This is a genomic window from Streptomyces sp. NPDC058457 (genome assembly GCF_042720695.1).
In the GTDB taxonomy this organism is placed as follows: Bacteria; Actinomycetota; Actinomycetes; order Streptomycetales; family Streptomycetaceae; genus Streptomyces.
In genome coordinates this window covers 1-22,434 of sequence record NZ_JBHXLU010000070.1, presented here as the reverse complement: position 1 = coordinate 22,434, position 22,434 = coordinate 1, and the positions used below count along the sequence as shown (strand labels likewise).

Sequence of the window (22,434 nt, the reverse complement as noted above, 5' to 3'; positions counted from 1 at the left end):
CAGCAGGAGAGCAACCCATGTACTTCACCGACCGAGGCATCGAGGAACTGGAGAAGCGGCGCGGCGAGGAAGAGATCACCTTCGAGTGGCTCGCGGAGCAGCTCCGCACGTTCGTCGACCTGAACCCCGACTTCGAGGTCCCGGTGGAGCGCCTGGCGACGTGGCTGGCCCGGCTGGACGACGAGGACGAGGAGTAGGAAGCCCTTGGCGCCCCGGGGGCCGCGCTCGGTGACGCCGGACGTGATCAGCGCCCCGTCAGGGGCGCGGGGCTGGATCGATGTGCGGCTCCGCCGCGTGAGCGCGACCGGCCCCCACCGGCCCGCAGCCGAAGTACGGCCCTGCCCCGGACCGATCGCCGGTCAGTCCCGCGGAAACACCGTCTCGTACGACAGCTCCAGTGCCCCGTGCACCATCAGCAGCGCTCCCAGCGCGACCCATCCCGCGCTACGCCGCCGTACCCCCCATCCGGCGACCGGCAGCCCCACGGCCACCTCGGCCAGGGCCAGCCGACGAGCCCTCGGCGGTCCTTCCTCCGCCCCGCTGCCCGCGATGCCTTCGACATGCCTCACGCAGGCCCCGGCGCCGGCCACCTCGCAGAGGCGTTCGCCCGGTTCGCCGGGCGCGAACTCCTCCGGCAGTTCCACCCCCGCACGCGCGAGGACAGCGGTCAGCCCCCGCAGCCGGGCGCCCGCGTCGGCCGCCGGATCCGGTGCGGTCAGCCGGTCGAGGACCTGCATGTCCAGCACCGGGTCCAGCCCCAGACGCGCCGCGAACGTGTGCATCGCCTCGGTCTCCCCCGCCGGCGTGCCGTCGGCGAGCCACACATAGCCGACCGGGCGGCGGAACCCGGAGGCGAGGGTGAAGCCGGCGCGGTCGGCGTCCCACCACAGCGCGAGCACCGGCCATGCGGAACCCACGGCGAGCGCGGTGGCCCAGCCGGTCAGGACGCGGTCGACGGGCTCGCCCGCACGCAGCCACGTCGTGCCCTCGGGAACGAGGAGGCTCCACTCGCCGGCCGCTGTGAGCAGCATCCGTTGCCGCAGCAGCGCGGCGAGCGGGGTGACGGCGTCGGGAGCGGCCCGGCAGAGCAGCAGGGCGCCGGAAGAGGGGGCGGGGGCAGGCCGCGAGACGGCCTTCGATTCGTCCGTCGGCATGAACACACGCTAAGCAATTCGCCCGGTTATCGCCCGATATAGGGCTCCACCGGACCCCGCGAGGTCAAGTTCGAGCCCGGCCCATCACGCGAAAGAGTGTCTTGACTTCCCTCGGCCACGATATATCGTGTTTTACGGAAGACGCGATATGGCGCGAGCCGTGTTATCGCGTTCGCGTCCAGCCGTCGTGTCCAGCCGTCGCGTCCGGCCCTAGGAGGTCCGCACCATGTCCAAGTCCGAGTGGTCCGTCGCTGAGCCCAGGAAGCTCGACTTCGACACCCCCGTGAGCGACCTGCACGTCCGCATCGTCAACGGAACAGTCAACGTCGTGGGCACCGACGAGGGTTCCACCCGCCTGGAAGTCTCCGAGATCGAGGGCCCGCCCCTGATCGTCACGCTCGATGGCGGCACCCTCACGGTGGCCTACGAGGACCTCCCCTGGAAGGGCTTCCTCAAGTGGCTCGACCGCAAGGGCTGGCGGCGCAGCGCGGTGGTCTCCCTCGCCGTCCCGGCGGACACCCGGGTGGAGGTGGGCGTGGTCGGCGCGGCAGCCGTGGTGTCCGGCATCACCGGCACCTCGGTGGTCAAGGGCGTCACCGGCGACACCACCCTGGTCGGCCTCTCCGGCGAAGTCCGCGCGGACACGGTGTCCGGGAATCTGGAGGCCCAGGCCGTCACCGGCAACCTGCGGTTCAACTCGGTCTCCGGCGACCTGACCGTCGTCGAGGGCTCGGGCTCCGCCGTGCGCGCCGACTCGGTCAGCGGCTCCATGATCATCGACCTGGACCCGGACGGCCCGACCGACGTCCGGCTGACCAGCGTCTCCGGCGAGATCGCCATCCGGCTGCCGCACCCGGCCGACGCCGAGGTCGAGGCCAACACCGCGAGCGGCACGATCTCCAACGCCTTCGACGGACTTCGGGTGCACGGCCAGTGGGGCGCCCACAAGATCACCGGCCGCCTCGGCGCGGGCACCGGCAAGCTCCGCGCCACCACGGTCTCCGGCTCCATCGCCCTGCTGCGCCGCCCGCCCAAGGAGGACGAGGACGGCACCACAGACGGCAGTGCAGACGGCGCCACCGACGACACCACCGGCGGCACGACCGAAAAGAAGGTGCTCTGACATGCCTCCCGTCTTCGCCCACGGCCGCCTCCGCCTCTACCTCCTCAAGCTGCTGGACGAGGCCCCGCGCCACGGCTACGAGGTGATCCGGCTGCTGGAGGAGCGCTTCCAGGGCCTGTACGCCCCGTCGGCGGGCACCGTCTACCCCCGCCTGGCCAAGCTGGAGGCCGAGGGCCTGGTCACCCACACCACCGAGGGCGGCCGCAAGGTCTACGCCATCACGGACGCCGGCCGGGCCGAACTGGCGGACCGCAGCGGCGAGCTGGCCGACCTGGAGCTGGAGATCCGCGAGTCGGTGGCGGAACTGGCCGCCGAGATAAGGGCCGACGTGCGCGGCGCGGCCGGCGATCTGCGCCGCGAGGTGCGCGCGGCCGCCTCCGAGGCCCGGCACGGCGGCGGGACGGACACCGGGGAGTTCGGCGACCTCGGTGACAAGGAGTCGTGGCGCGCCGCCAAGGAGGAGATGCGGCGGGTCAAGCAGGAGTGGAAGGAACAGGCCCGCCGAGCCAAGGACGAGAGCCGCCGGGCCCGTGACGAGGCCCAGCGGGCCCGCCGGCAGGCCCAGGAGGCCCAGGCCCGGGCGCGGGCCCAGGCCCAGGAGGAGATGCAGCGCATCGCCCGCCGGGTGCAGGAGCACGTCCAGGACCACTTCGCGCGCGGCGACTGGCCGACGGGGGTCCGCGAGGGCCTCACCGAACTCGCCAAGGAGTTCGGCGAGTTCGGAAAGGACTACGGCAAGGACTTCGGCAAGGACTTCGGCTTCGCCGGCCACACCGAGCCGACCCCCCACACGGGCACCGACACCGGCACGGGCACCGGGCCGGACCTGCGCAAGCCGCCCCCCGCACCGGCCCCGGAGTACTCGCAGACCCCGGAGGACTTCCCGGCGCAGTACGCCCCCGCGTGGGCGCACGGCGACGAGACCGACACCGGCGACCCGGCCCGCGACCTCGACCGGCTCCTGGACCGTTTCCGTGACGACATCCGCGACGCGGCCCGCGACCACGGTGTCACCACGGACCAGCTCCGCGAGGCCCGCCGCCACCTGTCGACGGCGGCAGCACACATAGGAGCGCTGCTGCGCGGCCCGAAGCCCTGAGAAACGGCCCGCCCACTCAGGAGCTGGTCAGCACGATCTTCCCGAACTGGTCGCCGGACTCCAGCCGTTCGAAGCCCTCGCGGGCGCGGTCGAGCGGGAGCAGCTCGTCGATGACGGGACGCACTCCGGTGGCCGCGCAGAAGGCGAGCAGGTCCTCCAGCTCGTCCTTGGTACCCATGGTCGAGCCCACGACCTTCAGCTCAAGGAAGAAGATCCGGGTCAGCTCGGCGTGCGAGGGGCGGTCGCCGCTGGTGGCGCCGGAGATGACGATGGTGCCGCCGGGCCGCAGCGACTTCACCGAGTGGGACCAGGTGGCGGCGCCGACGGTCTCGATGACGGCGTCCACGCGCTGTGACAGCCGGGCCCCCGGCTCCACCGCTTCGACGGCACCCAGTTCCAGGGCCCGCTTCCGCTTCGCCTCGTCGCGGCTGGTGGCGAAGACCCGCAGCCCGGCGGCCTTGCCGAGCACGATCGCGGCCGTGGCGACACCGCCGCCCGCGCCCTGCACGAGGACCGAGTCGCCGGGGCGTACGCCCGCGTTGGTGAAGAGCATCCGGTAGGCCGTCAGCCAGGCGGTGGGCAGGCAGGCGGCCTCGGCGAAGGAGAGCTCCCTGGGCTTGGGCAGGATGTTCCAGGTGGGCACGGCGACCTGCTCGGCGAAGGTGCCCTGGTAGCGCTCGGTGAGGATGGACCGGGGCTCGTTCGGCCCGACTCCGTGGCCGCTCTGCCCGATCACGGAGTGCAGGACGACCTCGTTGCCGTCCTCGTCGACGCCTGCGGCGTCACAGCCGAGGATCATCGGCAGCCGTTCCTCGGGCAGACCGACGCCGCGCAGGGACCAGAGGTCGTGATGGTTGAGGGAGGCGGCCCGAACGTCGACGGTACTCCAGCCGGGCCGGGCCTCGGGGGCGGGGCGCTCCCCCAACTCAAGGCCGGAGAGCGGCTGGTCGCGGTCGATTCGGGCGGCGTAGACGGCGAACATAGGGCCGACGATAGGTTCCCGGCGCCGAGGGCGAAACCGGGGACCGCTGTGACACATACCCTCTTGCGCGCAGCGCCCCGTGAGGGGGGCACGTACAGCGCCCCGTAAGGGGCGCGGGGAACTGCGCGCCAAGCCCCCACCCACCGACACCCGACCACGGCCCCCACCACCCCAACGCGGGGGCCTGGGGGCGGCAGCCCCCAGAACAACGGTCACCTCGTAGGCACCCGAACGGGTGGGAGGGTGGGAAAAGAAATGGCCCCGCCCGAGAAGAGCGAGGCCATTCGAGTCACCGTCGGGCAACACCTTCGGCCCGCGCAGCCGCAGCCACCGCCGCAGTCACCGCAGGCGCAACCCGCTCGTCGAACGGAGAGGGAATGACATAGTCGGCGGCAAGATCATCGCCGACGACCGACGCCAGCGCCTCCGCCGCCGCGATCTTCATCCCCTCGGTGATCCGGGAGGCCCGCACCTGGAGCGCGCCCGCGAAGATCCCCGGGAACGCCAGCACGTTGTTGATCTGGTTCGGGAAGTCCGACCGCCCGGTCGCCACGACCGCCGCGTACTTGTGGGCGACGTCGGGGTGCACCTCCGGGTTCGGGTTGGCCATCGCGAAGACGAAGGCTCCCTCGGCCATCGAGGCGACGGCCTCCTCCGGGACCGTACCGCCGGAGACGCCGATGAAGACGTCGGCGCCGGCCAGCGCGTCCTCCAGGGTGCCCTTGAGCCCGGCCTTGTTGGTGAACCCGGCGACCTCGCGCTTGACCGCGGTGAGGTCGTCGCGGTCGGCCGAGATGATGCCCTTGCGGTCGGCGAGGGCGACGTCCCCGATGCCGGCCTCGACCAGCATCTTGGCGATGGCGACCCCGGCCGCGCCGGCGCCCGAGATCACCGCCCGCAGCTGCCCGATCTCCCGCCGGCTGAGCCGCGCAGCGTTCCGCAGCGCCGCCAGCGTCACGACGGCCGTACCGTGCTGGTCGTCGTGGAAGACCGGGATGTCGAGCCGCTCCTGGAGCTTGCGCTCGATCTCGAAGCACCGCGGAGCCGAGATGTCCTCCAGGTTGACCCCGCCGAAGGAGGGGGCGAGGCGGACGACGGTCTCCACGATCTCGTCGACGCCGGTGCAGGCGAGGGCGATGGGGACCGCGTCCACGCCGCCGAACTGCTTGAAGAGGATCGCCTTGCCCTCCATCACCGGGAGGGAGGCCTCGGGACCGATGTCCCCGAGGCCGAGCACGGCCGTACCGTCGGTGACGACGGCCACGACGGACGACTTCCATGTGTAGTCGTTGACCAGCTCGGGCTGTTCCGCGATCGCGGTGCACACGCGCGCGACTCCGGGCGTGTACGCGAGGGAAAGGTCGTCCTTGTCACGGATCGGCACGGTGGCCTGCACGGCCATCTTGCCGCCGCGGTGCAGCGCGAACGCCGGATCGAAGGAATCGAGGGGCTCGGCCCCGCCGTCCTGGTCCGTATTGCCCGACGCGCTGTCGCTGCGAGGATTGACGATCTCCGCTGCCACTTGTCTTACCCCTTAGGTATGCATGGTTTGAGGGTCGGCCGCTCCCGGTGAGGGAGTGGGCGGGCACCGCGCAGGGCCCGAACTCTGATACGTACGAGTGGCACGTACGAGCACCTGCGCGACGGGCGCGCCGCACACGCGCCCTGAGCCCCGGATGAGGGGTGTAAAGAACCTTCTTACCGGACGGACAGCGCTCCCGACGAGTCGAATAGGCGCAAGGTCACATCACGGATGTAGTAGGTAGCCGACAGATGAGCGGCCGAGTGACCGGCGGACGATCACCGGGACGGCCCGGGATGAACCGGCGGTGAACCGTAGATCTTCCGGCCGGAAGGTCGCATTCCCGCAGATGTACGGGGCGGCGGGTCGAGGAAGGACCGGCCTGACGCGTCACGGGGGTCACCCGTTATCCGATTTTGACATGGTGGCAGGTCTGCTTGGAGCAATCCCAATGGCAGGATGCCGTAAACCCACGAGGTCGCGACACCCGAAGGTGTGTGTTTCCGTCGACCCATCGGCATATCGACATATCAGACACATCGGTATATCGGCTTGTCCTACCCACCGCCGGAGGAACCCACCATGACCGCAAGCTCCACCCGTCGTACCAGCACGTCGCGCTCCAGGATCGCCGCGGTCGGTGCGATCGCGGTCGCCGGCACCCTGATCCTCACCGGCTGCGGTGACCAGACGGACAAGGGCAGCGACGGCGGCTCCTCCTCGACGTCCTCGGCCCCGCTTTCGAGCAAGCTGCCGGACGACATCCGCAAGGCCGGCGTGATCAAGGTGGGCTCCGACATCGCCTACCCGCCGGTCGAGTACATGGAGAACGGCAAGGCCGTCGGTGTCGACCCGGACATCGCGGACGCGCTGGGCAAGCAGCTGGGCGTCAAGTTCGAGTTCCAGAACGGCAAGTTCGACCAGCTGATCGTGGGTCTGCAGGCCAACCGCTTCAACGCGATCATGTCGGCGATGAACGACACGAAGGCCCGCCAGGACGGCGTCGACTCCGACACCGGCAATAAGGTCGGCAACGGCGTCGACTTCGTCGACTACTTCACCGCCGGCACCTCGATCCTGGTCCAGAAGGGCAACCCGAAGGGCATCAAGTCCCTGGACGACCTGTGCGGCCAGGTCGTGGCCCTGCAGAAGGGCACCACGTCCGAGGGCATCGCCAAGGCGCAGAGCACGAAGTGTACGAAGGACGGCAAGAAGGCCATCACGCTGCAGACCTTCGACACCGACCCCGAGGCGCTGCTCCGTCTGAAGCAGGGTGCCTCCGTCGCCGACCTGAACGACTTCCCGGTGGCCGCCTACAACGCCAAGACGTCCGGCAGCGGCAAGGACTTCGAGGTCGTCGGCGAGCAGATCGAGGCCGGCCCGTACGGCATCGCGGTCAGCAAGGAGAACACCCAGCTGCGCGATGCGATCCAGGCCGCCGTGGCCGCCATCATCAAGAACGGCGACTACCAGAAGATCCTGGAGAAGTGGAACGTCACGCAGGGCGCGGTGACCGAGTCGAAGATCAACGGCGGCTCCTGACCACCCCGGTCGCGACTGAAGGGCCGTCACTGTGACTGACACGGTCGAGAAGACCCCGGCGCCGTCCGTGCCGCCGGAGCAGATCAAGGCCATCCCGGTGCGCCACTACGGGCGCTGGGTGGCCGCCGCGGTGGTCATCGCCGTCCTGGTGCTGATCGGCATGGCGTTCTCCAACGCGGACATCAACTACAGCATCATCCCGGACTACGTCACCGACGGGACGATCCTGTCGGGTGCCTGGCACACGCTGTACATCTCGGTACTGGCCATGGTGCTGGGCCTGGTCCTGGGTGTGATCCTCGCGATCATGCGGATGTCGTCGAACCCGGTCACCAGCACGGTGGCCTGGTTCTACATCTGGTTCTTCCGGGGCACCCCGGTCCTGGTCCAGTTGCTGCTCTGGTACAACATCGCGCTCGTGTTCCCCATCCTCAACCTGGGGTTCTACAAGGACGAGATGAACCAGGTGATGACGCCGTTCCTGGCGGCACTCCTGGGCCTGGGCCTGAACGAGGCCGCGTACATGTCGGAGATCGTCCGGGCCGGCATCCAGTCGGTCGACGAGGGCCAGACGGAGGCCTCGCACGCACTGGGCATGACCCAGGCCCAGACGCTGCGCCGGGTGATCCTGCCGCAGGCGATGCGGGTCATCGTGCCGCCGACGGGCAACGAGTACATCAACATGCTGAAGACGTCGTCGCTGGCGTCCGTGGTCCAGTTCCCCGAGCTGATCAAGCGGGCCACGGACATCTCCAGCACCTCGCTCGCGGTGGTCGAGATGTATTTCGTGGCGTGCATCTGGTACCTGTTCCTCACCACGATCTTCAGCATCGTCCAGTACTACATCGAGCGCCATTACGCCCGCGGTTCGTCGCGCAGCCTGCCGCCGACGCCGCTGCAGCGACTGCGGAAGAACCTGTCCCGGTGGGGCTCGTTCCGTCGCCCGGAGGTGGCCCGATGAGCGGTCTCGCGAAGGACATCACCCCGCCGAGCAGCGGGGCGCCGATGGTCAAGGCCGAGGGCGTGCACAAGTCGTTCGGTCTTGCGCACATCCTCAAGGGCATCGACCTGGAGGTGCTGCCGCGCGAGGTGTTCTGCCTGATCGGCCCGTCCGGTTCCGGCAAGTCCACGTTCCTGCGGTGCATCAACCACCTCGAGAAGATCAGCGCCGGCCGGCTGTACGTCGACGGCCACCTGGTCGGCTACCGCCAGCACGGCGACAAGCTCTACGAGCTGAAGGAGAAGGAGGTCGCGGCGCAGCGGCGGGACATCGGCATGGTGTTCCAGCGCTTCAACCTCTTCCCGCACATGACGGCCCTGGAGAACGTCATGGAGGCGCCGGTCCAGGTCAAGCGCGAGACCAGGGCGGTGGCCCGGGAGCGGGCGCAGCGCCTCCTCGACCGGGTCGGCCTCGGCGACCGTACCGGGCACTACCCGGCGCAGCTCTCCGGCGGCCAGCAGCAGCGCGTCGCGATCGCCCGCGCGCTCGCCATGCAGCCGAAGCTCATGCTCTTCGACGAGCCGACCTCCGCGCTCGACCCGGAGCTGGTCGGCGAGGTCCTGGACGTGATGCGGGACCTGGCCGAGGACGGCATGACGATGATCGTCGTCACGCACGAGATGGGCTTCGCCCGCGAGGTCGGCGACAGTCTGGTCTTCATGGACGACGGCGTGGTCGTCGAGTCCGGCCACCCGCGCGACGTCCTGACCAACCCCCAGCACGACCGGACGAAGTCGTTCCTGTCGAAGGTGCTGTAGCGGTACGGCGCGAGGGGGCGGTACGACATCTCGTACCGCCCCTTCGGTCTGTTTGCGGTCTGCCTGCGCCCTATCTGAGGGCGAGCAGCAGCGTGTCCGACGGCGAGCACCACACCGCCCGCGCCTCCCCGAACCCCTTCTCGCGCAGCACGCGCGCGTGCCAGGCGGCCGGGGGCATGTCGCCCTCCGCGTGCTCCCCGTGGATCTCGAAGCGGCGGGCCGTCGGCCCGGCGAGCGCAGCGAGGTGCCCGGCGGGTTCAGTGTGATCGCGGGCGGCCAGCGCGGCGGTGAGGTAGGCCACCGACTCGGCCTCGGTGAACAATCCGACCTCGATCAGACGCCGACCCTCATTGGTGAGTACGGCATCCTTGCGGCGGGTTGTGACCAAGGTCCGACCATGCGGACTGGCCGGGGGCCACAGCCCGTTCAGATCGGCAGGGTCGGCGACATCGTCCAGCACCACCAGCCACCGCCACGACCGATCCCGCGGACCCGGCTCCAGCCAGGCCAAGAACGCCTGCGCCGCCTGTCCGGGTTCAGCGCCCAGGATCTCGATGCCAGCCTGCGCGTACCCGGACGCCGCTTGTGTCGCGTTGCTGGCGGTGATCCACACCAGCACGTCCAGCTCACCCGCCTGCCAGGCAGTACGGGCATAGTCCGCGGCCAGCTGGGTCTTACCGACACAGCCCATCGGGCGCCGCCTAAAACGGGAGGTTATGTTCCCACGGCCACACTCCGAAGCCGCACAACCAGGCCCAAGACCACACCTCAACCCCGCTCCCCGTACTGCAACTGCTCACACCCGGCACAACGCAGCCCGCAACAGCCGTCACGACCCGACGCAACACGCGCCGTTGAAGATCACTGCCCCTGTTGGGGACATCTGAGAATGACTCTGGCCGGAGTTTTGTGAAAGGCCGGGTCGGCAGCCCAGGGATACGGGAGATCCAGCCCCGCTGCGGAGCTCGCTACCCAGCAGCCACGACCTGGCCGGCCGTGACCTGAGGAGGGTTGGGAAGCAGCGCCGCGAGGCTGCCCCGTACGAAGTCCGCCGCCCTCTTGACCGACTCGTCGGCCCCGGCCTGGTCTTCATAGATGCTGGTGGAGACCATCACTCCGTCCCCGGCGTCAATCCAGTAGTAGGCCACGAAGCCGGGAACCTGGCGGAGGAGGGGGACGAATCCCTCATCCACCCGGCGCCCCGCCTCGGCGGGATCCGTCACCCCTTCGTACCGCCGAACCACTGCGTACATGGCTGATCTCCTCGCGTATCCCAAGGCCACCTTGCTCGAAACGGCATACCCCTCAGCGCGCGCCTCCCGTTCGTGGCACGGCCGGAAGACGCTCGGATAGGCGCATGGGTCGTCCGAACCGGGCATCTGCCGGGGGCGGGCGAAACGGGGCGTCACGGAACTCCGGGCGGAGCCACTTGCAAGAAACGCCGACAACCCGTCCCGCGCTTAGCGGGCGGGGCTCCATGATGCGGGGAATTCGAAGGCCAGCCGAACTCCAGGGCGATACCGTGCGGTTAACGAGCGCTCCCGGTGAGGAGCGCTCTGCATACGCATGTGCTCGGGAAAGCCACGCCGTCCGGAGCGCGGCCCGGTGTGCCGACGTAGAATTGTCCGTACCTGCGACACCGGAGCTAGGAGCCTCCGATCATGCGCGACGGTGAGCCGGACGAACATCGTTTGTCGGCCGTCGAGGAATCCTCCGACGGCCGTTCGAGTACCCGCAGCTTCGGGGACTTCGACAGACTCGGCGATTACATGCTGTGCGAGGTGCTCGGCGAGGGCGGCATGGGGCAGGTGTACCGGGCGTACGACCTGAGCCAGGACCGAGAGGTCGCACTCAAGGTCCTTTACCCACAGCTGCAGCTCGACAAGGAGTTCCGGCAGCGCTTCCAGCGTGAGTCGCGGATCGTGGCGCGGCTGAACGAGCCGCACATCATCCCCATTCACCACTACGGCGAGATCGATGGCCTTCTCTACCTCGACATGCGGTTGGTCGAGGGTGAGGACCTGCGCAGCAGGCTGCGCGACCGCGGCCCGCTGACTCTGCCGGAGGCGACGATCATCCTGGCGCAGGTTGCCGACGCGCTCGACGCCGCGCACGGAGCCGACGTGACCCACCGGGACGTCAAGCCGTCGAACATCCTGCTCAGCAGGGGACACAGCGGTGCCCCCTTCGTCTACCTGGTCGATTTCGGTATCGCCCGTTCCGGCAGAGGCAGCACCGTCACCAGGCCCACCCAGGCGGTCGGAACCGTGGAGTACATGGCCCCGGAGCGCTTCCTGGGCACAGGCACGGACTCGCGTATCGATGTCTACTCACTCGCCTGCGTGCTCTACGAGTGCCTGACCGGTCGCACCCCGTTCCCCGGGCAGGAGTTCGCGTCCCAGTGCCACGCCCACCTCGAGCTGCCGCCACCTCGTGCCTCGGAGGCTGTCGCCGGGCTCCCGGCGGAGTTGGACGACATCATCGCCAAGGGCATGGCGAAGCAGCCCGAGGAGCGTTACGCGACGGCCGGCGAGCTCGCACAGCACCTGCGACGCGTGGCGGGGGCGACGACCGCCCAGGGGCAGGGAGCCGGGGCGGCGGACATCGATTCCGGACCGTGCGCAGCAGCCGGGGAACCCGCCTCGCCCCCTGAGGTCACCCCATCCGCGGGAGGCCCGCAGGCCCCGCAGGCCCCGGACGCCACGGCGGGCACTCGGTCCGCGCCGGACAAGACGCACAGCCGCAACGCAGCTGCGAAGCACGGCACCAGCCGGCAGCGCGGTACGGGCGCGGATCACGGCACGGATCACGGCACGGACCGCGAACACCCGCCGGCCCCGGATCACCGCGAACCGACGAGAAGCCTGGTATTCCCGAAGCCGCTGTTCAGGCGCAGGGCGTTCCTGATCACTGCCGCCGTGGCCGTGGGGCTGTGCACCGGCCTGCTCGTGTTCGGCCTGCGGTCCTCGTCCGCACCGCCGACGGTTTCCAGAGCGCCCTCGGCCAGCCCGACGTCAGGACCGGGGGCAGGTACGTTGTCGGCGCTGTTCACCACGGCGCTTCCGGCGGCGGACGACACCGACGAGACGGTAAGTCCGGCCGAGCAGCCGCTGTTGCGGTCCTCGCACTTCGACCACTGTCGCCCGATGCAGAGTCTGGAGAACAACCGTGCGGTCCGCGCCGCCGTGCATTGCTGGATGGAAAACGGCGGCCAGGGCGGCAGACCGACCGTGGGGAACTTCTACAGGTTCGACAGTTCCGACACCCTGGACAAGGTCATCGGTGCGCAGACCGCCCGGGCCGGGAAGGGGCCCTGCACGGGCGCCGGGCCCGCTGCCCAGAACTGGCCGACCGGCGGCAGGGTTGCCTCTGGGACGCTGTACTGCTTCACCGACCGGGACGGCCCCACGCTGGCCTGGTCCGACAACCGCCAGGGGAAGGTCATCCTCGGCGTCATCGGCGGCTCCGAGATGCAGACGCTGGATCACTGGTGGTCCGTGAACCGCTGAGCGCCCGGCGCCTCGGGCGTCGAGCAGTGGTCAGCTCGTCGTGATCGACAGCAGCGGTCCGCTGTTCGTGTCGACCTCGAAGCGGGCGACATCATCCACGCTCTTCGAGATCGCGCCGGGGATCGGGACGGTGTCGGTGCCATTGCCCGCGAGCCAGCTGGCGGCGGTTTCGCGGCTGCCCTCCAGGCCGACGGCGACCAGGGTGCAGGGTGTTTCGGAGGGGATTCCGGACACCTTGAGTCGCACTTCACTGCCCCAGGGCGTGGGGGCGGTGGTCACCGTGGCCGTCACGCCCGAGGCCTGGTCGGACGCCCTGAAGGTCCGGGTACCTGCCGCGCCGATCCGGGAGGTGGTGCCGGGGGACGACAACTGTGATGCCACCACCCAGGTGACGGCGGCGACGACCACCACCAGAGCGAGCACGGCGGCCCGCCGCCGCCACGCGCGACGCGGCTGGTTACCGGCCTGCTGAGGCATCTCGTCGGGCGTGGTTCCGCCGGGCCGGGCCTGGGCGGCTTCATCGGGCCCGAGCTGACCTGCGCCATCGCGGCTGATCGCCACCGTCCTCTCGGGCCCGGCGGCGGCAGGAGAGGTGCGCCCCGGCAACACATCGGCTTCGCTGACGGTGTCGAGCAGCGGGACGAGCATGGACAGCGCGTCCCGCTCCGCCCGACAGGCGGCACAAGTGGCGAGGTGGGCGGCGATCTCCGGTTCCGCGTCCGGCGCAAGCTTGCCCAGCACGTATGCACCCAGCGAGAGCCGGGCGGGGTCGAATCCCGAGGTGCGGGTGCGCCTCTCGTCGCCCCAGTCGGTGTCGGCCGGGGCGACGGGGCCGGACGCCACCCCCGCGCACCCCGCCGCCGCACCGCCCGCGGTCTCGGGGCCGGTGCCCCGGGGGGCCCGCTCGGACAGCTCGGCGCGGAGCTGCGTCAGCGCGTGATAGAGACGGGACTTCACCGTGCCCACGGGGACGCCGAGCGCCTCAGCGGTCTCGTCCATGCTCCTGCCGCGATAGTAGGTCTCCAGAAGCACGGTGCGTTGGGTGGGGACGAGGGCACGCACAGCCTCTACCACCCGCTGGGTCCGGGCGGACCGGTGCTGCCCCTGCTCCACGGTGCTCCCTCCGGTGGGCCGATGGGCCGGCCCCTCCGGGCGGACCGCCGAACCGGGCTCGGCGTCCAGGCCGCGCAGGACCGAGCGCAGCCACTCTCGGGGGGATTCCCGTTCCGAGTCGAAGGCGTCGGGGTTGCGCCAGCCCCGCAGGAGTGTCTCCCGCACCAGCGCCTGCGCCCGCTGCCGATCCCCCGAGGTGAGATCCATGGCGTCGTTCAGCAGCGGTTCGCCGTGCTCGGCGTACATGATCAGCAGCACATCCTCGTCAGGGCCGAAGCCACTACGCTCACGGTTCACGATGGTCGATCACTCCCAAATGCACCTGCTTGCTACGATATGCCGCGTATAAATATTACTCTACGCAATACATGTGACACTTTCCGTAGCTGGGAGGCAGCGTGAAAAGACCGCTCTATGCCGTCATGGCGTTCGCGACCATGGCGTCAACGGCGGCATCCGGTGCCGCCATTGCGCAACCCAGTGGCGTCCAGCGCTACCAGGCCGTCCTCGACCCGGTTCCCACGAACCGGGTCAACGGGTCGGGTCTGGCCAACCTGCAGCTCAGCGGAGCCCAGGCGCAGATCTCGATCCAGACCGCCGGCCTCGTGAACAGCTGGCACGCCTTGCACATCCACATCCACGGCCAGGGAAAATGCCCCGATGCCTCGATGGCGAAGCAGCACAACCACCGGACGGCGATCAGCGCGACCGACGGCGCCCCCGCCTACGGCGAGATCATGACATCGCTGACGGTGAGCGGGGACACCAGCCCGAGCCGGGCGTTCACTTCGAACCGCTTTCCCTCCGGAAGCAATCTCGCCTATGGGCGAACGGTCGCACTCGACAGCGACACCGTGGAGCAGCTCAAGTCGGGCCAGGCAGTCCTCGTCGTGCACGGCATCGACTACGACGGCCACGGCCGGTACGACGACGCCCTGGGGGCCAGCGAGGACGACACCACGCAGACGCAGAACGCCACCGCCCCGGCGCTGTGCGGAACCTTCACGGCGTTCGGCGCCTCCGCACCCCACTCGGCCGCGCCCAGCACCGGCCCCACCGGCTCCGCACCCGGCGCGTACGCACAGCAGGGGACCGACACGGCTACCGGGACGAGCACGGTCGACATCGTCGCGCTCAGCGTGGCCTCGGCGGCCTTCGTAGGAGCCCTCGTCGCGGCGTTCTACAGCCGCGCGGCCCTGAAACGCCTCGAACGCTGAATCACCGGCCCATGGCGTGCCGGACCGCGAAAGAGCCGAGGAAGGGCAGAGGCCGCCCCGCTCTCGGGCCCAGAAGGACCATGAGCCTTGAGCTCGACACCCCGGAACCAGCAACCCGGACTCAGGCTGGACGGGGAGCACTTGTGCGTCCAGGATGATCGCCGAGGGGATCATCCATACCCCAGAAGGCGGACATCGGTACGGTGCGGTCAACGAGCGCTCCCGGTGAGGACCGCGTCGTACGAGTCGTACGGCAGCCTCGCGGACCACTCCGGGCCCTTGAGGTCGGCGGTGACGAACGTCACCCGGTCGTCGCCCGCGTCGAGCATGATCCGGAACCGCTCCTCGCGGTCCGGCATGCACCACTCCTGCTGCCGGTCCCAGCTCCCCTGCCAGGCACCCCAGTCGGCCCCGGTCGTGCTCGCAGTCGTGGTCGTGGTCGTCGGCGCGTTCGTCATGGCAACCGTCCACCGCGCAAGTCCCGTAATACCCTGGAAGCACGACCGGCTATTACCCGACCGCACGACCGACCCCAGAGTGCCCGCGTAAGGATTACAAGTGGAACTGGCCTATTACTCGGATTATGCCGTCCGGCTCGTCAACAGCGAGGAACCGGCCCGGGGCAAGGACTCCCTGACCTCGGTCGAGGCCGTCCGTGATCTCTTCGCCGGCAACCAGCAGGCCGCCCGGCGCGCCACCGACGCCGACCTCACCCGCTTCCGCTCGGTCCGGGCCCGGCTGCGCGCGGTCTTCGAGGCGGCCGACAAGGGCGAGGAGACCCTCGCCGTGGACCTGCTGAACTCGCTCCTCCTGGAGTTCCCGGTCAGCCCGCAGATCTCCGGGCACGACTTCCGGGACGAGGACGGCCGCCCGCTGTGGCACATGCACCTGGCCGACCACCCCTCCAACGCCACCGCCGGCTACACGGCGATCGCGGCGATGGGCCTGGCCTTCCACCTCACCGAGTACGGCGTCGACCGCCTCGGCCTGTGCGAGGCGGCACCGTGCCGCAACGCCTACCTCGACACCTCGACCAACCGCTCCCGGCGCTACTGCTCGGACCGCTGCGCGACCCGCGCCAACGTGGCCGCCTACCGGGCCCGCAAGCGCCTGGAGGCGGAGCGGCCCGAACGATCCGACGACAGCACCGGCCTGGCGGCCGAGAGCGCCCAGCGCACCAGCGCCAGCGGCGAACGCTGATCCGCCCTGCGCGGCCGCCAGCGGAACAGGGCCCGGCCGAGGATGAGCTCCTCCGGCACGGTCCCGTAGTCCGTGCTGTCCCCGCCCGCGTACGCGTTGTCCCCGAGCACCCACCAGCCGCCCTCGCGCGGCTCCACGGCCCGCTTGACGACCAGCAGGTCCTGCTGGAAAGGGTGGCGCAGGACGACGACGTCACCGGCCCGTACCCGGGCCCCGTACCGCACCAGGAGCTGATCCCCCTGGTACAGCGTGGGCACCATGGACGGGCCGGTCACCTCGGCCAGTCCATAGGGCGCGGCGCCCCTCCCCCGCTCGGTCTCCTGCGACAGCTCCGGCATCCCCGGCACCTCCCCGGTCCGTTCCTCCACCAGTCTCAGTCTGACCCTGGACTTTTGTCCTAAGCCCATGGGGGCACTCGCGAAAACGCGCTTCCCAGGGAGTAATGTCCCACCTGAGAAGACGATCACGAGGAAGGAATGCTCCATGCTTTCCCGCCTGTTTGCCCCCAAGGTCAAGGTCAGCGCGCACTGCGACCTGCCCTGCGGTGTGTACGACCCGGCCCAGGCCCGCATCGAGGCGGAGTCGGTGAAGGCCGTGCAGGAAAAGATGGCCGCCAACGACGACCCGCACTTCCAGGCGCGCGCCACCGTCATCAAGGAGCAGCGTGCCGAGCTCGCCAAGCACCACGTCTCGGTGCTCTGGAGCGACTACTTCAAGCCCCCGCACTTCGAGAAGTACCCCCAGCTGCACGTGCTGGTGAACGACACCCTGAAGGCCCTGTCCGCCGCCAAGGCGTCCACGGACCCGAAGACCGGCGAGAAGGCCCTGGAGCTCATCGCCGAGATCGACAAGATCTTCTGGGAGACCAAGAAGGCCTGACCCGCATCCGCACCCGGTTGCCAAGGCCTTTTCCGACCGCACCCGGCCCGACGGACCGCCGTTCACGGTGTTCCGGAGGGTTCGGGTGCGGTCTTTTTTCCCGGAAATCTCTTCCCGGAAGGGCGACTTCGGCGGCCTATGAGGCGGCGGCCAGTTCCTTGAGCGGGTCGCCGGTCAGGCGGCAGATCCGCCACTCGTCGAGGAACTCCGCCCCGAGCGACCGGTAGAAGCCGATCGCCGGCTCGTTCCAGGCCAGCACCCACCACTCGAAGCGCTCGAAGCCGCTGCGCAGGCAGAGCGCGGCCAGGGCGGCGAGCAGGGCCCTGCCGTGGCCGCCGCCCCGGGCGTGCGGGCGTACGTAGAGGTCCTCCAGGTGCATGCCCCGGGTTCCGGTCCAGGTCGAGAAGCTCGGGAACCACAGTGCGTAGCCCGCGAGTTCGCCCGTGGTGTCGTCCTCGGCGACCAGCGCGTAGGCCGCCGGGTGGGGGCCGAACAGCGCCTCGCGGAGCTGTGCCTCGGTGGCCCGGGCCTGCTCCACGGCCCGTTCGTACGCGGCGAGTTCGCGGATCATGGCGCGGATCCCGGTGACGTCGTTCTCGGTGGCGGCGCGGATCATGCAAGGGATCATGGGTCACCGGGCCGATTCCTGTCCATCCACCCGCGCCCGCTCCCCCGCGGGCACGGCAACCTGGACGAGGCGGCCGCCGCCGCGAGGGTGGACACGTACAGGGGCAGCGCCGGCCCGGCGACGGTCGTGGACGCGCCGCGAGCGCTCACGCCCGCTTCGCCCGCCCCGTCACACGGTTCCCGGCAGGGCCGTTCACGACCGCAATCTGGATCACCGAGTCCATCATCGGCGGGCGGGCCGGGGTGCCGGGGAGGCACATGGCTGGGCCGGCCGGGTGTCCGGCCGGCCCAGCGCCCCGACGGGGCGCGGGGCTGCATCCGATGTGCGACTGCAGCCGCGTGGGCGCGACCAGCCACCACGGCGCCGCGGACGAACGACGGCGGCGCATCGCGGCGAATCCAGCGGAGCGCTCAGTGCCCGCCGTGGTCGTCCTCGCCTGCCTCCAGCAGACCGGCCGCCGCACCCACGACCCGCGGGTCCGGGCTGCCGACGACCGCCTCGTCCTTGTCGGCGTAGTCGAAGCGGGCCAGCACGCTGCGCATGGCCTCGACACGGGCCCGCTTCTTGTCGTTGCTCTTCACCACGGTCCAGGGCGCGTACTCGGTGTCCGTCTCGCGGAACATCGCGACCTTCGCGGCCGTGTAGTTGTCCCAGAGATCCAGCGAGGCCAGATCCATCGGGCTGAGCTTCCACTGCCGCACCGGGTCGACCTGGCGGATGGTGAAGCGGGTCCGCTGCTCGCCCTGCGAGACCGAGAACCAGAACTTCACCAGGTCCACCCCGTCGTCCACCAGCATCCGCTCGAACAGCGGGGCCTGGCGCATGAAGCGCCGGTACTGGTCGTCCGAGCAGAAGCCCATGACCCGCTCGACGCCGGCCCGGTTGTACCAGGAGCGGTCGAACATCACGATCTCACCGGCGGTCGGCAGGTGTTCGACGTAGCGCTGGAAGTACCACTGGCCGCTCTCGCGTTCCGTGGGCTTCTCCAGTGCCACCACGCGCGCGCCACGGGGGTTCAGGTGCTCCGTGAAGCGCTTGATGGTGCCGCCCTTGCCTGCGGCGTCCCGGCCCTCGAAGACGATGACGATCCGGCGTCCCGTCTCCTTGATCCAGGTCTGCAGCTTCAGCAGCTCGATCTGCTGGAGCCGCTTGTGCCACTCGTACTCCTTGCGCTCCATGCGCTGCGGGTACGGGTAGTTCTCCCGCCAGGTGTCGATCGGGGATCCGTCCGGGCGGATGAGTACGGGGTCGTCCGGGTCGCTGTAGTCGACCTTCAGGTCGGCCAGGTCGGACAGCAGGTCCGGCGTCGTCATCCAGTCCTCCTCAGCGGCTTGTGGGTCGGTGGGTCAGTGGAACTGCGGCACGATCAGGTAGATGCCGTACGCCACCACCGCCGCGCAGGCGAGGAAGCACAGCCCTGCCTGGGCGGCGCCGACCGCGCTGGTGCCGCCCTGCTCCTTGGCGCCCTCGTGGCGGGCGAGCCCGAGGACGCCCAGGGCGAAGACAACCACCACTGCGAATGTAACTCCGATGCTCACCGCGGTGACCTCGCCGAGTGCGGTCCAGTCGATGTCCATGGAAACTCCCTCACTCAGGCGGCGGTGCCGACGTTGGACGGGGGCGTGGTGCGGATGGCGACCTCGTGGCCGTCGTTGACGTTCTTCGCGTCGATCGGGTTGCGCCGCGACAGCAGGACGATGCCCGTCGCGAGCGCGGCGCCGACCAGCGCGACCACGACGGTGCCGAAGTTGCCGCCGTGCTTGACCGCGGCCGCGGAGATCCCGCCGACCAGCGCCGCGCTGGGCAGCGTGATCACCCAGGCGGCCACCATGCGGCCGGCGACGCCCCAGCGAACCTCCGCAAGCCGCCGGCCGACGCCCGCGCCGAGGATGGAACCGGAGGCGACCTGCGTGGTGGACAGGGCGAAGCCCATGTGGGCGGAGGTCAGGATGACCGCCGTGGAGGCGGTCTCCGCCGCGAAGCCCTGCGGGGACTGGATCTCGGTCAGGCCCTTGCCCATGGTGCGGATGATCCGCCAGCCGCCGATGTAGGTGCCGAGGGCGATGGCGAGACCGGCGGTGAAGATGACCCAGACCGGCGGGCCGGCGTCGCCCGGGAGCGCGCCGACGGAGATCAGGGTCAGGGTGATGATGCCCATGGTCTTCTGGGCGTCGTTGGTGCCGTGCGCGAGCGAGACCAGCGAGGCCGAGCCGATCTGCCCGAGCCGGAACCCCTTGGCCACGGAGTCCGCACGGCCGCGGGCGGTGAGCTTGTAGGCGCAGTACGTCGCGATCAGCGCGGCGACGCCCGCCACCACCGGCGAGGCGAACGCCGGGATGATGATCTTCTCGACAACCTTGTCAAAGTTGATCGCACCGGAGCCCGCGCCGACCCACACGGCACCGATCAACCCGCCGAACAGCGCGTGCGAGGAGCTGGAGGGCAGCCCGACCAGCCAGGTCACCAGATTCCACAGGATCGCCCCCACCAGGCCCGCGAAGATCATCGCCGGGGTCACCTTGGCGTCGTTCACAATGCCGCCGGAGATCGTCTTGGCGACCTCCGTCGAGAGGAAGGCTCCGACCAGGTTCAGAACGCCACTGATCAGAACGGCTGTCTTCGGTTTGAGCGCGCCGGTCGCGATGGACGTGGCCATCGCGTTCGCCGTGTCGTGAAACCCGTTGGTGAAGTCGAACGCAAGTGCAGTGACGATCACGACCGCCACGAGGAACGTGATGTGGTCCATTCCTTTATGCAAACAAGGACGGGCCAATTGCGCGATAACCAGAGGCAAACGGCCGTCCAAGAACAGACCCCGCTCGTGTACGTGATGTGCATGCCATGCTGGGCGGATGACCCTGGAGGATCTGCGGCGGCTGCGCCGGGCGCGCGACCGCATGGACCGCGAGTACGCCGAGCCGCTCGACATGGCCGAGCTGGCCCGTACCGCGGTCATGTCGCCGGGCCACTTCCAGCGCAGCTTCCGCAAGGCCTTCGGGGAGACGCCGTACAGCTATCTCATGACCCGGCGGGTCGAGCGGGCCAAGGCGCTGCTGCGCCGCGGCGACCTCACGGTGACGGAGGTGTGCATGGCGGTCGGCTGTACGTCGCTGGGGTCCTTCAGCTCGCGGTTCACCGAACTCGTCGGGGAGACCCCGAGCGCGTACCGGGCGCGGGACCACGAGGAGAGCACGGTGATCCCGTCCTGCGCGGCCCGCACGTTCACGCGCCCCCGCCGCAGGCCGTACTGACCGTGCGGGACCGACCGCACGGGACCGACCGCACGAGACTGATCACACGAGACTGATCACACGAGACTGATCGCAAGAGATCGACCGCACGCGCGGCCGGACGTTTCCTCCTAGCCTGGCCCCATGGACGTAAAACTCGCGCAGTGTTTCATCGCCGTAGACGACCACGACAAGGCGCTGGCCTTCTACCGTGACGTCCTCGGCCTGGAGGTCCACAACGACGTGGCGTTCGAGGGGATGCGGTGGGTGACCGTCGGGTCGCCGCAGCAGCCGGGCGTGGAGATCGTGCTGGAGCCGCCGGGCGCCAACCCGGACGCCTCCCCCGCCGACCGGCAGGCCATGGCCGAGCTGCTCGCCAAGGGCATGCTGCGCGGGGTGATCTTCTCCACCACCGACTGCGACGCGCTGTACGAGCGGGTGCGGGAGCACGGCGGCGACGTGATCCAGGAGCCGACGGACCAGCACTGGGGAGTGCGGGACTGCGCGTTCCGGGACCCCGCGGGCAACCTGCTGCGCTTCACGGAACGCCGGGCGGCCGGGTAGCGCATTTACGATCACGGCATGAGCATCCGCTGGACGTACGCCTTCGCCGACCGCCCCGCCGCGCACCTCGCCTCCGCCCAGGCGTTCTGGACCGCCGTCACCGGCACCTTCCTGTCCGCACCCCGGGGCGAGAACGACGAGTTCGTGACGCTGCTGCCGACCTCGGGCGTCGACGCCTGCGTCAAGCTCCAGGGCGTCGAGTCCGGCCCCGGCGGAGCCCACCTCGACCTCTGTGTCGAGGACGTGCCCGGCCTCGTGAAGCGGGCCCGGGAACTCGGCGCCGGAACGGTCACCGAGCACGACGGGTGGGCCGTCCTGCGGTCGCCCGCCGGGCAGTTGTGGTGCGCCGTGTCCTGGCACGGGGAGTCGGTACGGCCGCCGGTCGTGGCGGGCAGCCGGCTCGACCAGGTCAGCCTCGACATCCCGCCGTCCGCGTACGAGACGGAGACCGCGTTCTGGGCGGAGCTGACCGGCTGGGAGCTGCTCACCGGCTCGCTGCCGGAGTTCCGGGTGCTCAGGCCGCCGGCCGGCCTGCCCGTGCGGATCCTGCTCCAGCGGCTGGACGACGAACAGCCCGCCGCCGCCCACCTTGACCTGGCCTGCGCGGACATCCCGGCGACCCGTGCCCGGCACGAGGAACTCGGCGCCGCGCACGTGGCCGACGGCCGACACTGGACGGTGATGCGCGATCCGGCGGGCGGCGTCTACTGCCTGACCGGCCGCGACCCGGAGACCGGCGGTCTCCCGAGCCGGGGCTAGAGGCCGGGGCCGGGGCAGGGGCCGGGGCAGGGGCCGGGGCAGGGGCTGGGAGGCCGAGGGCTAGGCCGTTTCTGATGGCTCTTGGACGATGTCGCGGAGCCAGATGACGATCGCGGTGACGGTGAGGGTGCCGTTGAAGACGTAGTCGCGTTTGT

24 protein-coding genes and 1 pseudogene are annotated in these 22,434 nt (G+C 70.0%); 13 read left to right on the top strand and 12 right to left on the bottom strand.

Going from position 1 to position 22,434, the window contains the following annotated elements:
* The first annotated feature begins 17 nt into the window (after window positions 1-17).
* Complete coding sequence (locus ACFWPS_RS38695) at window positions 18-197, top strand: DUF6104 family protein (protein ID WP_152776632.1); 180 nt, start codon at window positions 18-20, stop codon at window positions 195-197.
* A 162-nt stretch (window positions 198-359) separates the two neighbouring features.
* Here the strand turns inward: ACFWPS_RS38695 and ACFWPS_RS38690 are convergent, their stop codons facing one another.
* Window positions 360-1,154, bottom strand: a complete 795-nt coding sequence (locus ACFWPS_RS38690) for a hypothetical protein (RefSeq protein ID WP_383714427.1) — start codon at window positions 1,152-1,154, stop codon at window positions 360-362.
* Between the two features lie 226 nt (window positions 1,155-1,380).
* Between ACFWPS_RS38690 and ACFWPS_RS38685 the strand changes: the two genes are divergently transcribed.
* A complete protein-coding gene (locus ACFWPS_RS38685; RefSeq protein WP_383714424.1) occupies window positions 1,381-2,277 on the top strand; it encodes a DUF4097 domain-containing protein in 897 nt (298 codons plus the stop codon).
* 1 nt (window position 2,278) lies between these two features.
* On the top strand, window positions 2,279-3,376 hold the full coding sequence (locus ACFWPS_RS38680) for a PadR family transcriptional regulator (RefSeq protein ID WP_383714421.1): 1,098 nt from the start codon (window positions 2,279-2,281) through the stop codon (window positions 3,374-3,376).
* Window positions 3,377-3,392: 16 nt separating this feature from the next.
* On the opposite strand, the gene ACFWPS_RS38675 is transcribed toward ACFWPS_RS38680, so the two are convergent.
* The gene (locus tag ACFWPS_RS38675; RefSeq protein ID WP_383714418.1) at window positions 3,393-4,358 is read right to left on the bottom strand and encodes a zinc-binding dehydrogenase; all 966 of its coding nucleotides are present in this window, start codon (window positions 4,356-4,358) and stop codon (window positions 3,393-3,395) included.
* A 289-nt stretch (window positions 4,359-4,647) separates the two neighbouring features.
* Complete coding sequence (locus ACFWPS_RS38670) at window positions 4,648-5,880, bottom strand: NADP-dependent malic enzyme (RefSeq protein ID WP_383714415.1); 1,233 nt, start codon at window positions 5,878-5,880, stop codon at window positions 4,648-4,650.
* A gap of 582 nt (window positions 5,881-6,462) precedes the next feature.
* On the opposite strand from ACFWPS_RS38670, the gene ACFWPS_RS38665 reads away from it, so the two are divergent.
* From ACFWPS_RS38665 to ACFWPS_RS38655, 3 genes are read left to right on the top strand one after another with little or no spacing between them, the layout of a single operon-like run.
* Window positions 6,463-7,422, top strand: a complete 960-nt coding sequence (locus ACFWPS_RS38665; protein WP_383714413.1) for an ABC transporter substrate-binding protein — start codon at window positions 6,463-6,465, stop codon at window positions 7,420-7,422.
* Between the two features lie 31 nt (window positions 7,423-7,453).
* The gene (locus ACFWPS_RS38660) at window positions 7,454-8,383 is read left to right on the top strand and encodes an amino acid ABC transporter permease (protein WP_383714410.1); all 930 of its coding nucleotides are present in this window, start codon (window positions 7,454-7,456) and stop codon (window positions 8,381-8,383) included.
* Entirely contained in the window at window positions 8,380-9,180 is an 801-nt protein-coding gene (locus tag ACFWPS_RS38655) for an amino acid ABC transporter ATP-binding protein (RefSeq protein ID WP_383714407.1), read from the top strand. The genes ACFWPS_RS38660 and ACFWPS_RS38655 overlap by 4 nt, the downstream gene beginning before the upstream one ends.
* Window positions 9,181-9,250: 70 nt before the next feature.
* Here the strand turns inward: ACFWPS_RS38655 and ACFWPS_RS38650 are convergent, their stop codons facing one another.
* Complete coding sequence (locus ACFWPS_RS38650) at window positions 9,251-9,871, bottom strand: hypothetical protein (RefSeq protein WP_383714404.1); 621 nt, start codon at window positions 9,869-9,871, stop codon at window positions 9,251-9,253.
* 277 nt (window positions 9,872-10,148) lie between these two features.
* On the bottom strand, window positions 10,149-10,433 hold the full coding sequence (locus ACFWPS_RS38645; RefSeq protein WP_383714401.1) for a hypothetical protein: 285 nt from the start codon (window positions 10,431-10,433) through the stop codon (window positions 10,149-10,151).
* A gap of 408 nt (window positions 10,434-10,841) precedes the next feature.
* On the opposite strand from ACFWPS_RS38645, the gene ACFWPS_RS38640 reads away from it, so the two are divergent.
* Entirely contained in the window at window positions 10,842-12,689 is a 1,848-nt protein-coding gene (locus ACFWPS_RS38640; protein ID WP_383714398.1) for a protein kinase, read from the top strand.
* Between the two features lie 30 nt (window positions 12,690-12,719).
* On the opposite strand, the gene ACFWPS_RS38635 is transcribed toward ACFWPS_RS38640, so the two are convergent.
* Complete coding sequence (locus ACFWPS_RS38635) at window positions 12,720-14,099, bottom strand: sigma-70 family RNA polymerase sigma factor (protein WP_383714396.1); 1,380 nt, start codon at window positions 14,097-14,099, stop codon at window positions 12,720-12,722.
* A gap of 101 nt (window positions 14,100-14,200) precedes the next feature.
* Between ACFWPS_RS38635 and ACFWPS_RS38630 the strand changes: the two genes are divergently transcribed.
* Window positions 14,201-15,019 carry a hypothetical protein gene (locus ACFWPS_RS38630; protein WP_383714393.1) on the top strand — a complete coding sequence of 273 codons (819 nt, stop codon included), beginning with the start codon at window positions 14,201-14,203 and terminating at the stop codon, window positions 15,017-15,019.
* A 215-nt stretch (window positions 15,020-15,234) separates the two neighbouring features.
* Here the strand turns inward: ACFWPS_RS38630 and ACFWPS_RS38625 are convergent.
* Window positions 15,235-15,477, bottom strand: a pseudogene (locus tag ACFWPS_RS38625) (SAM-dependent methyltransferase); the annotation flags it as partial.
* Between the two features lie 100 nt (window positions 15,478-15,577).
* Between ACFWPS_RS38625 and ACFWPS_RS38620 the strand changes: the two are divergent.
* On the top strand, window positions 15,578-16,219 hold the full coding sequence (locus ACFWPS_RS38620; RefSeq protein WP_089098821.1) for an ABATE domain-containing protein: 642 nt from the start codon (window positions 15,578-15,580) through the stop codon (window positions 16,217-16,219).
* On the opposite strand, the gene sodX is transcribed toward ACFWPS_RS38620, so the two are convergent.
* Window positions 16,111-16,557 carry a nickel-type superoxide dismutase maturation protease gene (sodX, locus tag ACFWPS_RS38615; RefSeq protein WP_361290451.1) on the bottom strand — a complete coding sequence of 149 codons (447 nt, stop codon included), beginning with the start codon at window positions 16,555-16,557 and terminating at the stop codon, window positions 16,111-16,113. The two genes, ACFWPS_RS38620 and sodX, sit on opposite strands and share 109 nt — an antisense overlap.
* Before the next feature lie 145 nt (window positions 16,558-16,702).
* Between sodX and sodN the strand changes: the two genes are divergently transcribed.
* Window positions 16,703-17,098, top strand: a complete 396-nt coding sequence (gene sodN, locus ACFWPS_RS38610; RefSeq protein ID WP_055634112.1) for a superoxide dismutase, Ni — start codon at window positions 16,703-16,705, stop codon at window positions 17,096-17,098.
* Between the two features lie 136 nt (window positions 17,099-17,234).
* Here sodN and ACFWPS_RS38605 read toward each other — a convergent pair whose 3' ends face one another.
* The 4 genes from ACFWPS_RS38605 to ACFWPS_RS38590 all read right to left on the bottom strand — a co-directional run bounded on the left by ACFWPS_RS38605 (window position 17,235) and on the right by ACFWPS_RS38590 (window position 20,472).
* A complete protein-coding gene (locus ACFWPS_RS38605) occupies window positions 17,235-17,714 on the bottom strand; it encodes a GNAT family N-acetyltransferase (protein ID WP_383714390.1) in 480 nt (159 codons plus the stop codon).
* A 422-nt stretch (window positions 17,715-18,136) separates the two neighbouring features.
* Entirely contained in the window at window positions 18,137-19,039 is a 903-nt protein-coding gene (ppk2, locus tag ACFWPS_RS38600) for a polyphosphate kinase 2 (protein ID WP_383714387.1), read from the bottom strand.
* Between the two features lie 33 nt (window positions 19,040-19,072).
* Window positions 19,073-19,303, bottom strand: a complete 231-nt coding sequence (locus ACFWPS_RS38595) for a hypothetical protein (RefSeq protein WP_383714384.1) — start codon at window positions 19,301-19,303, stop codon at window positions 19,073-19,075.
* A 14-nt stretch (window positions 19,304-19,317) separates the two neighbouring features.
* Window positions 19,318-20,472 (bottom strand): anion permease, encoded by a 1,155-nt coding sequence (locus ACFWPS_RS38590; RefSeq protein WP_383714381.1) that lies wholly within the window; start codon window positions 20,470-20,472, stop codon window positions 19,318-19,320.
* 106 nt (window positions 20,473-20,578) lie between these two features.
* Between ACFWPS_RS38590 and ACFWPS_RS38585 the strand changes: the two genes are divergently transcribed.
* The 3 genes from ACFWPS_RS38585 (at window position 20,579) to ACFWPS_RS38575 (ending at window position 22,279) form a co-directional block, all read left to right on the top strand.
* Window positions 20,579-20,977, top strand: coding sequence for a helix-turn-helix transcriptional regulator (locus ACFWPS_RS38585; protein WP_383714378.1), 399 nt, complete (start codon window positions 20,579-20,581; stop codon window positions 20,975-20,977).
* A 123-nt stretch (window positions 20,978-21,100) separates the two neighbouring features.
* Window positions 21,101-21,520 (top strand): VOC family protein, encoded by a 420-nt coding sequence (locus tag ACFWPS_RS38580; protein ID WP_383714376.1) that lies wholly within the window; start codon window positions 21,101-21,103, stop codon window positions 21,518-21,520.
* Between the two features lie 18 nt (window positions 21,521-21,538).
* Window positions 21,539-22,279, top strand: a complete 741-nt coding sequence (locus ACFWPS_RS38575) for a VOC family protein (protein WP_383714374.1) — start codon at window positions 21,539-21,541, stop codon at window positions 22,277-22,279.
* The last annotated feature ends 155 nt before the right edge of the window (window positions 22,280-22,434 follow it).